We start from the raw sequence: 11907 nt of genomic DNA on the forward strand, positions 1-11907 counted from the left end.
CATGCTGAGCAAAGATCTTGAAATTACGCTGAATACGGCCTTCAAAAATGCCCGGGACAAGCGTCATGAATTCATGACGGTCGAGCATTTGTTGCTGGCTCTGCTGGACAATGAATCGGCGGTGGGCGTCCTCAAAGCCTGTGGTGCGGATCTGAAGCGCCTCGAAGAGGAACTGGTAGAGTTCGTGGATTCCACCACGCCTCTGATTCCAAGCAACGACAGTGAGCGTGAAACCCAGCCCACTCTGGGCTTCCAGAGGGTTTTGCAGCGGGCGGTATTCCACGTCCAGTCTTCCGGCAAGAAAGAGGTTACGGGCGCGAATGTCCTGGTGGCCATCTTCAGTGAGCAGGAAAGCCAGGCCGTTTATGTTCTGAAGAAGCAGAGCATTGCCCGTATCGATGTGGTGAATTTCGTGTCTCACGGAATCTCCCGCGTCCAGGGCGCCGAAGAGGATGAAGGTCACGACCAGGCTTCCCACGAAGAGGTCGGAGAGGAAGGCGGCCAGTCCAAGCCGCTTGAAAGTTATGCAACCAACCTGAACGAGCAGGCCCGGCAGGGCCGTATCGACCCGCTGATCGGGCGGGAGCACGAAGTTGAGCGGGTTGTCCAGATTCTGGCACGTCGTCGCAAGAATAATCCGTTGCTGGTGGGTGAGGCCGGTGTCGGCAAAACCGCCATCGCTGAGGGCCTGGCGAAACGTATCGTCGATGGCCAGGTGCCAGACATTATCTCTGACGCTGTCGTCTACTCGCTGGATATGGGCGCGCTGCTGGCGGGCACCAAGTACCGGGGCGATTTCGAGAAGCGCCTGAAGGGCCTTTTGAGTGAACTGAAGAAGCAGAACCACGCCATTCTGTTCATCGATGAGATCCACACCATCATTGGCGCCGGATCAGCGTCAGGTGGTGTCATGGATGCGTCGAATCTGCTCAAGCCCATGTTGAGCTCGGGCGAGATTCGCTGTATCGGTTCGACCACCTTCCAGGAATTCCGGGGTATTTTCGAGAAAGACAGTGCCCTGGCACGCCGTTTCCAGAAAATCGACGTTAACGAACCCAGTGTCGAGGATACCTATCAGATCCTGAAGGGGCTCAAGCCCAGTTTCGAGAAGCATCACGATCTGAAATACACCGACAAGGCGCTTCGTGTCGCCGCGGAACTGGCGGATCGCTACATCACGGATCGTCACTTGCCGGATAAGGCCATCGACGTGATTGATGAAGCCGGTGCGCGTCAGCGAATGCTGCCGGAAAGCCAGCGTCGGCAAACCGTGGATGTGTCTGAAATAGAAGACGTGGTTGCCAATATTGCCAGGATTCCGCCGAAGAACGTCTCGACCAGCGACAAGGAACTGCTGCGTAACGTCGAGCGGGATCTCAAGATGGTGGTATTCGGCCAGGATCCGGCGATCGAGTCACTCTCGACGGCCATCAAACTGGCCCGTGCCGGCCTGAAGGCGCCGGAAAAACCGGAAGGTGCGTTCCTGTTTGCCGGTCCGACCGGCGTCGGCAAGACCGAGGTAACCCGCCAACTGGCGAAGGTGCTGGGTATCGAGCTGGTCCGGTTCGACATGTCCGAGTACATGGAACGGCACACGGTATCACGTCTGATTGGCGCACCCCCGGGCTACGTCGGGTACGATCAGGGTGGGTTGCTGACCGAAGCGGTGAATAAGCATCCCCACTGCGTGTTGCTGCTGGATGAGATCGAGAAGGCACATCCGGAGGTCTTCAACCTGTTGCTGCAGGTGATGGATCACGGGACACTGACGGACAACAATGGTCGCAAGGCCGATTTCCGTCACGTGATTCTGGTGATGACCACTAACGCGGGCGCAGAGAGCATGGCCCGCCGGTCCATCGGTTTCAGCGAGCAGGATCACAGCACGGATGGCATGGAGATCATCGCGAAGACCTTCACGCCTGAATTCCGGAACCGGCTTGATGGCATTATCCAGTTCGCCGATCTCCAGAAGGACACCATCACCCACGTGGTGGACAAGTTCCTGACGGAGCTTCAGGCTCAGCTGGACGAGAAGCACGTCGTCCTTCATGTCGACGAGGATGCAAAAGCCTGGCTGGCCGAGAAGGGTTACGATGCCACCATGGGTGCCCGCCCGATGTCACGTCTGATCCAGGACCGGATCAAGCGGCCGCTCGCCGAGCAGATTCTGTTCGGGCGGTTGTCGGAACACGGCGGCGACGTGTACATCCACCTGAAGGGCGACGATCTGGAGTTCGAATACGAGGATGAACCCGCCGAGGCCGTCTGACGGTCCGGCGGCAGATTCGCCCGGAAACGCACTAAAAAACCCCGCCTCGGCGGGGTTTTTCAGATGTCACTGGCGAAAATCAACGGGCGCGGTAAACGATCCGGCCTTTGCTCAGGTCGTAAGGGGTGAGCTCAACCTTGACCTTGTCGCCGGTCAGGATGCGGATGTAGTTTTTGCGCATCTTGCCGGAAATATGAGCGGTGACAACGTGACCGTTGCTCAGCTCAACGCGGAACATGGTGTTGGGAAGCGTGTCGACAATGACGCCTTCCATTTCAATGACATCTGATTTCGCCATTCAGTAGAAACCTCGTGTTTACTATGGTTCTGGTGATTTTAAATTGCGCAATTCTGCCTGATTTGTCGCCATTTGGCAAAGTCAGGGGTTCTGCATAACCCGCCAATGCCCATCAATCAGCGACTCTATCGGTTGAAAACGGGTTTTATAGTTCATTTTCCGACATTCCCGGATCCAGTAGCCGAGGTACAGGTGGGGCAGTTCACGACGTTTCGCCTCCTCGATCTGCCACAGGATCGCAAAGGTTCCAAGACTTCTGTGTTCGAGTTCGGGAGCAAAAATGGTATAGATGGCCGACAGGCCATCGTCGAGTGCGTCCATCGCCGCCAGTCCGATCAGCTGGCCCTCCAGTCGCATCTCGATAAACCAAGAGTCGGTTGCCCCTTCCACAAGAAACGACACAAATTGCTCCCGGGAAGGCGGATACATATCGCCATCACTGTGACGCTCCTCGATGTAATGAGCGTAAAGTGCGTAATAGGCGTCGCTGTAGCTGGCCGGGACCACTCTGCATTCGATGTCGGCGTTCTTGCGAAGCACCCGCCGCTGTCCCCGATCCGGTTCAAAGTCATTGACCTTGAGGCGAACCGGTATGCAGGCATTGCAATGTTCACAATGAGGCCGGTAATAATGGGACCCGCTCCGACGGAATCCCAGCGCTGTCAATTGGCTGTACAGCTTCTTGTCAACGTTTGCCCGCGGGTCCACAAACATGGTGGTGGCCTCCCGATCGGGCAGGTAGCTGCAATCATGGGGTGGAGTGGCAAAAAACACCAGCGTTCTGAGATTGCTCATTCAGACCTCCGGCCCGCTCCATTCCCAGCTGAATTGCCATCCCGGCATTTCGGGCTCCTGATCAACACATGACCTGAGTATAGATAAAAACTCACGTCTTGGAATGCTCCTCGCGCCCATCGTCAGAAGATGGGGGCTTTCGACCTGACAGTCCATCAGTTGATAGCCCCAGAGGCGAAGCTGGTTTGCCAGGTACACCATCAGGACTTTGGAAGCGTTGGTTTCCAGCGAGAACATGGACTCACCGAAAAAGCAGCGGCCAATGGCAACACCGTACATGCCGCCCGCCAGCTCACCTTTCCGGTTCCAGATTTCGATGGAGTGTGCGATTCCCTGTCGATGGAGCTCGGTATAGGCCGTCACCATATCGTCGGTGATCCAGGTGCCCTCGGCCCGGGTCGTGCCGCACAACCGGATGATGCGGTTGAAGGCGCGGTCGGCTGTGACATGGAACCGATGCTGGTTAAGGGTTCGTCGAAGACTCCTCGATACATGAATTTCATCGGGGAACAACACGCACCTCGGATCCGGTGACCACCAGAGTATGGGTTGATCATCGCTGTACCACGGGAAAATGCCGCTTCGGTAAGCGAGAATCAGTCGTTCCGGAGACAGGTCACCGCCGAGTGCCAGGAGTCCGTCCGGATCGTCAAGGGCATCCTCGGCGGGCGGGAACCACACATAGTCGGGATCGAGCCAGGGTAGGGAGGTCATCCTTATCCAGTGACTGCCGGCTGTCAGACCGGTTGATCCAGGAACTTTTCCGCATCCAGCGCTGCCATGCAACCGAAGCCGGCGGAGGTGACGGCCTGACGGTAGACGTGATCAGCTACATCGCCGGCAGCGAAAACGCCCGGAACACTGGTTTGTGTTGCCATCCCGTCCAGACCGGAGCGAATCCGGATGTACCCGTTGTCCATGTCGAGCTGGCCTTCAAACAGCGAGGTATTCGGCTTGTGGCCGATGGCAATGAACACGCCCGCCAGTTCCACATCGCGGGTACTGCCGTCCTTGGTACTCTTGATGCGCATCCCGGTAACGCCGGTGCCATCGCCGAGCACTTCGTCAAGCGTGTGGTCCCAGACGATGTTGACGTTGCCATTCTCGGCTTTCTCGAACAGCTTGTCCTGGAGGATTTTTTCCGCCCGCAGGCTGTCGCGGCGATGCACGAGTGTCACTTCATCAGCAATGTTCGAGAGGTACAGCGCCTCCTCGACCGCCGTGTTACCGCCGCCAATGACCGCTACCTTCTGTTTGCGGTAGAAAAAACCGTCACAGGTGGCGCAGGCGGAAACGCCCTGGCCCTTGAACTTCTCCTCGGATTCCAGCCCGAGGTACATGGCGGAGGCACCCGTTGCGATGATCAGCGCGTCGCAGGTGTATTCGCCACTGTCACCTTTCAGGCGGAATGGGCGATTCCGTACATCAACCTCATTGATGGTGTCGTACACGATGCTGGTTTCGAAACGCTCGGCATGCTTCTGCATCCGCTGCATCAATTCCGGGCCCTGGACGCCATCATTGTCGCCAGGCCAGTTATCAACATCGGTGGTGGTGGTCAGTTGCCCGCCTACCTCAATGCCGGTGATCAGCGTTGGGTTGAGGTTAGCCCGCGCGGCATAGACAGCGGCGGTGTAGCCCGCCGGACCAGAACCGAGAATGATCAGTCTGGAGTGTTTGCTATCGCTCATGAGTGTCTCTCACTGATGTTTGAAAATTGGGTTTGCCGGAGATGGCAAGAGGTCCTTTTTCAGAATGGCAAAAGGCTAACATGAATTAACCCGGCGACCATTCATTTCGGACAATGCCGGTTATAGAACCTTGCTATGTCCTCAGAGGCTTTTAATCAAGTACCGACACGTTCGCCAGCAGCTGCCTGATACGCTCCTCGCTTTTTCCGGATTCGCCCTGTTCGAGGCGGTGCTCCGCAATAGCGGGGAAAACCGTCTGAATGTCGTCCGGCAGCACGTGGTGCCGGCCTTCCATCAGAGCCCAGGCCTTCGCTGCCCTCAGCAGTCCCAGTCCCGCCCTCGGGGACAGGCCGTAGAGCAGTCCCGGCATGTTCCGGCTTTGCTCAAGCAGGCGTTGTACATAGTCCAGCAGGGCCGGGCTTGCGGTGACACGGTTGACCCCCTGTTGCAGCGTTTGCAGTTTTTCGCCGGACAGTATCGGGTCCAGGCGGTCGGTCAGTGCCCGTCGGTCTTCTCCCTCGAGCAGCTCACGTTCGGCTCGTGGATCCGGGTAGCCGAGTCTGAGCCGCATCAGGAACCGGTCGAGCTGGGACTCCGGCAACGGGAAGGTGCCGCCCTGCTCGATAGGGTTCTGGGTGGCGATCACGAAAAACGGTTCCGGAAGAGGGCGGGTTTCGCCCTCGATGGAGACCTGCCGTTCCTCCATGGCTTCAAGCAACGCACTCTGTGTGCGTGGCGACGCCCGGTTGATCTCATCGGCCAGGACTACCTGCGCAAAAATGGGTCCGGGATGAAACACCAGCCTGCCGGCCTGTTTGTCATACATCGAGTACCCGAGTACATCGGCGGGGAGCAGGTCGTTGGTGAACTGGATCCGTTGATAAGTCAGCCCCATGATCCGGGCCAGGGCATGGGAGAGCGTGGTTTTGCCCATGCCGGGAATGTCTTCGATCAGCAGGTGGCCGCGGGCGAACAACCCGCAAAGTGCCAGGCGGACCTGGCGTTCCTTGCCAAGCAGGATGCCATTTAGCTCCCGGACGACCTGATCTACCAATGCTTTCATCCCGATTTCAGTCCCTGACCCGCTTGACGATATCCCCGTAGGCGTCGATGCGGCGGTCCCGGAGATAGGGCCAGATTCGGCGAACCGACTCTGTGCGCGAACGGTCAAGGTGGACCATCAGGATCTTTTCCGCAGCGTCATCGGCCCGTGCCAGGAATTCGCCCTGGGGACCGCAGATGAAACTGTTTCCCCAGAACCGGATGCCATCGGTCTGTCCTGAGGGATCGGGCTCGACACCAACCCGGTTGGGTGCGACCACCGGCAGGTTGTTGGCGACGGCGTGACCGCGCTGCACGGTAATCCAGGCTTCCAGCTGGCGTGCCTGTTCATCCGGATCGTCAGTAACGTCCCAGCCGATGGCGGTGGGATAGATCAGTATCTCCGCGCCAGCCAGCGCCATCAGGCGGGCGGCCTCCGGATACCACTGGTCCCAACAGACCAGAACCCCAAGGCGGCCGACCGATGTCTGGATTGGAGTGAAACCACTCCGCCCGTCATTGAAAACGGCATCGCCGGGTGTGAAGTAGAATTTCTCGTAAAAGCCGGGATCGTCCGGGATGTGCATTTTCCGGTAGGTGCCGGCAATCGAGCCGTCCTTCTCGAAGACCACCGCAGTATTGTGGTAAACGCCGTTCATGCGGCGTTCAAAGATAGAGCCCACCAGAACAATGCCCAGCTCCTTCGCCAACGCGGACAGCCGGTCACTGGTAGGGCCGGGGATCGGCTCTGCCAGTTCGAAGACGGAGGTGTCTTCTGTCTGGCAGAAATACAATGTGGCATGTAGCTCCTGCAAGATGATCAGGTCCGCGCCATCGGCAGCCGCTGAACGGACCAGCCGTTCGGTAGTGGCCAGGCTTTCGGCTTTGTCGGCGTTGCAGGCTTGCTGGATGGCGGCCACGGAGAGAATGCTGTCGTTGCTCATGGGTTCACCACTCCTGCCGGAATCTGCATGGTGACGCAGTGCAGGCTGCCGTGCTGTTCGATCAGAGGACGGCAATTGATCGGCACAATATCCCGATTCGGGAACAGTTCCTGAAGCACACTGATGGCGGTCTCATCCTGTGGAATGCCGTAGACGGGCGCGAGAACGGCCCCATTGATAATCAGGAAATTGGCGTAGGTGGCGGGCAGACGCTCACCCTCGTCAGAATAGATCGCATCGGGCCATGGCAGGGCCGTAAGCTTGTAGGGCTCGCCGTTCGCCTGACGAAACTCCTGCAATTCTTCCTCCATGGCCGCCAGTGCACTGTAGTGTTCGTCGGCGACGTCAGGGCAGGCGACGTAGCAGATATGATCCGTTGCGCAGAAACGGGCCAGGGTGTCGATGTGACTGTCGGTGTCGTCGCCCGCCAGGTAACCGTGGTTTAGCCACAGGATGCGTTCGACTCCCAGCAATTCGGACAATAGCTGCTCGATATCAGCGCGGCCATGGGTCGGGTTCCGGCTGGGTGTCAGGAGGCATTCGCTGGTGGTGAGCAGCGTACCCTGTCCATCGGATTCAATGGAACCGCCTTCGAGAACGAAGTCGACCTCGCTGAGCGGCGTTGATCCGAAGACGCCTGCGTTCGACAGGTGCCGGTTCAGGGCGTTGTCTTTTTCCCACGGAAACTTGCCGCCCCAGGCGTTGAATCGGAAATCCAGAAGCGTCGGTCCATCGTCGGTTTCAACGGTGATCGGCCCATGATCCCGCGCCCAGGTGTCGTCGGCGGGAGCCGGCACTGCAAGCACCCGGCCGGGAAGGCCGGACTCCTCAGCATAGCGGTTGAGGCTTTTCTGAAGCTCCTGAAGCCGGAACACATGTTCGCAACTGATCACCAGGTGTTCGAAGTGCAGCACTGCCCGGGCGATGGCTTCGAAGACCGGCTCTACCGCCTCAAGGTGCGATGCCCAGTCCGTACCCGGGTGCGGCCAGGTCAGCATAACAGCGCTTTGTGGGGCCCACTCGGCGGGCAGGACGCGTCTGGAAGTCACTCTCTGAAACACCTTCACTCGCAAAAGCCGCCATTCTACCCAAGCTCCCGGCCAACGTCAGGAGGAGGTAGGTGAAAATACGCCGGTCCGGACCGGCCGCTTCTTCTAGTGTTCGGGTTTGAGCACCGTATGGATCACGCGATTACCCTCGAAATAGACGATGAAGTCGGGGTAGATCCACTGGGTGATGGGAGGCTCTCCGACCGGTCCGCGAACCTCGGTGGGGTTGCCCCACTTGGTGCGAACAGACGCCTGGGTAAGGCCGGAAGCCGGAAATTGTCCCTGGTCCCGGGCAGCCTGGCTGCCAACCGGAATCTTGATCTCCTCGGCCAGGGCACCGCTGGCCGGTGCAAACGACAGGGTGGCCATCACGGCCATTACACCGAACAGGGTTCTGTTTTTCTTCATTGATGGATCTCCAGTCATGCTTGGGTCCGCTCAGGGTACCGCGTATCGATATGGATAAAACGTAATATCCGAAAAAGGCTAACAAAAGTCACCCGATTTTCCCCAGTTTATCCTTTTTGTCGCTGTCGAATTTGCCAACGCATCACATGACGGGCGATTTGCTGCCGGTCACCATCAGTGAGTTGGACGAATTCCGTGTGAACCCTTGTCCTGTCGGCAGATTCGGGGTGAATCTCGAGGATTTCGGCTACGGCCTCAGCCTGCGCCAGGTCGGGGGGGAGTGTCATGCGAACCGCAAGGCGGTCTCCTTTTTTCAGTGCGCCGCTGGTGCTGGTAAATGATAGCCCCCCCTCGCTGAGTGTCACTTCCTGCCAGTCTTCCGGTTGCAAGGGATTTTGCTCAAAGGCCATAATGCGCGCCAGCGTGTCGAGCTTGCCATTGAGAGACTTGAGTGCGGCGGTCAGCGTCCGGTCCCGTTCTGCCAGAATGGCCAGTTGATTCCTGAAATCCTGGTCGTGCCGTCGGAGTTCCGTTTTCAGCATGGCCAGGTGGTCAGTATCGAACATCTGTTCGTCGATGGCCGCATCGGGAGCAAGCTTGCGGAATTCCAGGCCGATCCGGTCTTCAATACGGAAGAAATCCCGGCGCTCGGGCGTTCCATTACGGGATTCTCCGGCGGTGTCGTGTGTCTCCATCTCGGCTCCGGATATCAGAATTATTATTGGTAAATAAGAGTTTAGCAGTTTCCTGCCCGGCGGGCACCGGTGCGGGATCAACACACCCCCAAGAGCTGATGGTAGCGACAGGCGTTCCTCCATGTTCAGACCTTTATCGTTCTATATAGGCTTGCGGTATACCGCGGCCAAGCGCCGGAATCACTTTATTTCCTTCATATCGCTGACCTCGATGATCGGGCTGATGCTCGGCGTCGCGGTTCTGATCATCGTGCTGTCCGTCATGAATGGCTTTGATCGGGAACTCAAGCAACGCATCCTGGGCATGGTGCCTCATGCGGTGATTCAGGGCGACGGTCCACTGGACGACTGGCGGGCTGTGGAAAAAATTGTAAAGCAACATCCCAGAGTGCTGGAGGCAGCTCCCTTCATCCACGCCCAGGGCATGCTGACCAGTGGGGGCGATGTGCGCGGAATCATGCTCAACGGCATTCTTCCGGAGCAGGAAAAGAAAGTCTCGATCATCGAGGATCACATGGTCGAGGGGTCCATTGATGACCTGAAGTCCGGAGAGTTCGGTATCATCATCGGCCGTATCGCTGCATCCAGTCTGGGCCTGAAGGTAGGGGACCGGGTCACGGTTGTGCTTCCCGAAGCCTCCCTGACGCCTGCCGGTGTGCTGCCCCGGCTCAAACGGTTTACGGTTAAGGGCATCTTCAGCGTCGGTGCCGAGCTGGATGGCAATTACACGCTCGTTCACATGGATGATGCCGCCAAACTGATGCGGACGGGTGGCAAGGCCCAGGGCATTCGTTTACTGGTGGACGATCTCTTTGCCGCCCCGAAGGTAGCGCGGGAAGCGGCCAGAATGCTTGATGGACGCTATTACATCTCCGACTGGACGCGTACCCACGGCAATCTGTTCCAGGCCATCCGCATGGAGAAGACCATGATTGGCCTGCTCCTGATGTTCATTGTCGCGGTGGCGGCATTCAATATTGTCTCCACCCTGGTGATGGTGGTGACTGACAAGACGGCAGACATTGCGATTCTCCGGACCATGGGCGCGACGCCCGGCAGGATTCTGCGGATCTTCATTGTTCAGGGCGCGGTGATTGGCGTCGTCGGCACGCTTATCGGCACAGCGCTGGGGATCCTCGGTGCGCTCAACGTCAGTGATGCCATTGCCTGGCTGGAATCGGTCACCGGGCACCACTTCCTCAGTGCGGATGTCTATTTCATCAGCTATCTCCCGTCGCAGCTGCAATGGGAAGACGTGTTGATCATCAGTGGTGCCGGTCTGGCCATGAGCCTGCTGGCGACCATCTATCCAGCCTGGCGCGCTTCCCGTATCGATCCGGCGGAGGCTCTGAGGTATGAATGAGGCGAGCGCATCCATGAACGACGATATGCCAGTCATTGATTGCCGTGAGGTCACAAGGACCTACAACGAAGGCCCCGGGAAGCTGACGATTTTTTCGGGGATCTCGCTGACGGTGGCCAAGGGGGAGACCGTCGCCATTGTGGGCAGCAGTGGTGCTGGCAAGACGACGTTATTGAACCTGCTGGGAGGCCTGGACAAGCCCTCCTCGGGAACCATTCACATCTGTGGCGAAAATATTCAGTCCCTTTCCGAAGGCGGCCGTGCCCGCTTCCGAAATCGCCATCTCGGGTTCGTGTATCAGTTCCATCACCTCCTGCCAGAGTTTACGGCACTCGAGAACGTGATGATGCCCTGTGCACTGGGTGGCGTCCCGGTAAAGCTTGCCAGGGAGAAAGCGACGGCGATTCTGGAAAAGGTGGGGCTTGGCGCCAGGCTCACCCACAAGCCCGGAGAATTGTCCGGAGGGGAGCGTCAGCGGGTGGCGATTGCCCGGGCGCTGGTCAACGAACCGGCCTGTGTGCTGATGGACGAGCCCACCGGTAACCTGGATGAGCAGACCGGGGAGGGCGTTCAGGCCCTGATCGAGTCGCTCCGGGATCAGTTTGGTATTGCCTTCGTGATGGTGACCCACGACATGCGTATGGCCCGGAGCCTCGGGCGTGTCCTGCGGCTGGAGCAGGGACGCCTGGTTCAGGAGAGCTGATCGCTGCTGCGTTTGCCCTGGATTCGGGTGCTTCGTCTGGATCGCCAGTCGGAGCGGATTTTCCGGCGCCACAGGAACTGGATGACCAGGTAGGACACACAGGCGAACACCGTGGCGCAGATGATTGAGCCAAGATAGAGCGGAATCCCGATGTCCACGATGCGTTCGCTGATCCAGGCCCAGGACAGGTGAAAATCAAAGGTTAACACCGGACGACTGAGCACCCACGCACCGACCTTGTAATTGAAATAGAACAGCGGTGGCATGGTCAGCGGATTGCTGATCCAGACCAGCACCACCGACAGAGGCAGGTTGGCGTTAAACCAGATCGCGAATATTGCGGCGGCAACCATCTGGAAGGGCATCGGAATAAAGCAGAACCAGACGCCGACCAGGAAAGCCCGTGCAACGCTGTGTCGGTTGATATGCCAGAGGTTAGGTTCATGAAGTATATCGCCCAGAAAGTGCAGTGATTGCATCGACTGCACTTTCTCCGGCGTTGGCAGATAGCGTTTCATGAACTTCTTTGGCATCGGAAGTTCTGCCTGTTGATTGTGGTAACCCCGGCGACAAGGATGTCGTCGAAGATGAATGAAAAATGGAGGACACGGATTGTCCGAACACGTCAGGGGCACGGGACCGAATTTC

13 protein-coding genes are annotated in these 11907 nt (G+C 58.2%); 3 read left to right on the forward strand and 10 right to left on the reverse strand.

From position 1 onward, the window contains the following. Position 1: 1 nt before the first annotated feature. Positions 2–2272, forward strand: coding sequence for an ATP-dependent Clp protease ATP-binding subunit ClpA (clpA, locus tag MLD04_RS04685; RefSeq protein WP_248155198.1), 2271 nt, complete (start codon positions 2–4; stop codon positions 2270–2272). Positions 2273–2351: 79 nt separating this feature from the next. Here the strand turns inward: clpA and infA are convergent, their stop codons facing one another. From infA to MLD04_RS04730, 9 genes are all read right to left on the reverse strand, one after another. After that, a complete protein-coding gene (infA, locus tag MLD04_RS04690; RefSeq protein ID WP_008938619.1) occupies positions 2352–2570 on the reverse strand; it encodes a translation initiation factor IF-1 in 219 nt (72 codons plus the stop codon). 81 nt (positions 2571–2651) lie between these two features. After that, complete coding sequence (locus tag MLD04_RS04695) at positions 2652–3365, reverse strand: arginyltransferase (RefSeq protein WP_248155200.1); 714 nt, start codon at positions 3363–3365, stop codon at positions 2652–2654. Beyond that, positions 3366–4079 (reverse strand): leucyl/phenylalanyl-tRNA--protein transferase, encoded by a 714-nt coding sequence (aat, locus tag MLD04_RS04700; RefSeq protein WP_248155202.1) that lies wholly within the window; start codon positions 4077–4079, stop codon positions 3366–3368. It lies immediately after the preceding gene. Between the two features lie 23 nt (positions 4080–4102). Continuing rightward, entirely contained in the window at positions 4103–5056 is a 954-nt protein-coding gene (gene trxB / locus MLD04_RS04705) for a thioredoxin-disulfide reductase (protein WP_248155204.1), read from the reverse strand. Positions 5057–5207: 151 nt separating this feature from the next. Beyond that, entirely contained in the window at positions 5208–6119 is a 912-nt protein-coding gene (locus MLD04_RS04710; RefSeq protein WP_248155206.1) for an AAA family ATPase, read from the reverse strand. A gap of 7 nt (positions 6120–6126) precedes the next feature. Next, on the reverse strand, positions 6127–7041 hold the full coding sequence (locus MLD04_RS04715; protein WP_248155208.1) for a carbon-nitrogen hydrolase: 915 nt from the start codon (positions 7039–7041) through the stop codon (positions 6127–6129). Next, entirely contained in the window at positions 7038–8090 is a 1053-nt protein-coding gene (locus tag MLD04_RS04720) for an agmatine deiminase family protein (protein WP_345799604.1), read from the reverse strand. Before MLD04_RS04720 ends, MLD04_RS04715 begins: the two co-directional genes overlap by 4 nt. Before the next feature lie 105 nt (positions 8091–8195). After that, on the reverse strand, positions 8196–8498 hold the full coding sequence (locus tag MLD04_RS04725; protein WP_248155210.1) for a hypothetical protein: 303 nt from the start codon (positions 8496–8498) through the stop codon (positions 8196–8198). 107 nt (positions 8499–8605) lie between these two features. Further along, the gene (locus tag MLD04_RS04730; RefSeq protein ID WP_248155212.1) at positions 8606–9193 is read right to left on the reverse strand and encodes a PilZ domain-containing protein; all 588 of its coding nucleotides are present in this window, start codon (positions 9191–9193) and stop codon (positions 8606–8608) included. A 121-nt stretch (positions 9194–9314) separates the two neighbouring features. Between MLD04_RS04730 and MLD04_RS04735 the strand changes: the two genes are divergently transcribed. Further along, positions 9315–10556: a lipoprotein-releasing ABC transporter permease subunit gene (locus MLD04_RS04735; RefSeq protein ID WP_248155214.1), complete on the forward strand. Its 1242-nt coding sequence runs from the start codon at positions 9315–9317 to the stop codon at positions 10554–10556. Then, positions 10549–11259, forward strand: coding sequence for an ABC transporter ATP-binding protein (locus MLD04_RS04740; protein WP_248155216.1), 711 nt, complete (start codon positions 10549–10551; stop codon positions 11257–11259). The genes MLD04_RS04735 and MLD04_RS04740 overlap by 8 nt, the downstream gene beginning before the upstream one ends. On the opposite strand, the gene MLD04_RS04745 is transcribed toward MLD04_RS04740, so the two are convergent. Beyond that, complete coding sequence (locus MLD04_RS04745) at positions 11247–11792, reverse strand: DUF2062 domain-containing protein (RefSeq protein WP_248155218.1); 546 nt, start codon at positions 11790–11792, stop codon at positions 11247–11249. The genes MLD04_RS04740 and MLD04_RS04745 overlap by 13 nt on opposite strands. Positions 11793–11907 lie beyond the last annotated feature (115 nt).

Source organism: Marinobacter koreensis, from assembly GCF_023156285.1.
GTDB classification, from domain to species: Bacteria; Pseudomonadota; Gammaproteobacteria; order Pseudomonadales; family Oleiphilaceae; genus Marinobacter; species Marinobacter koreensis.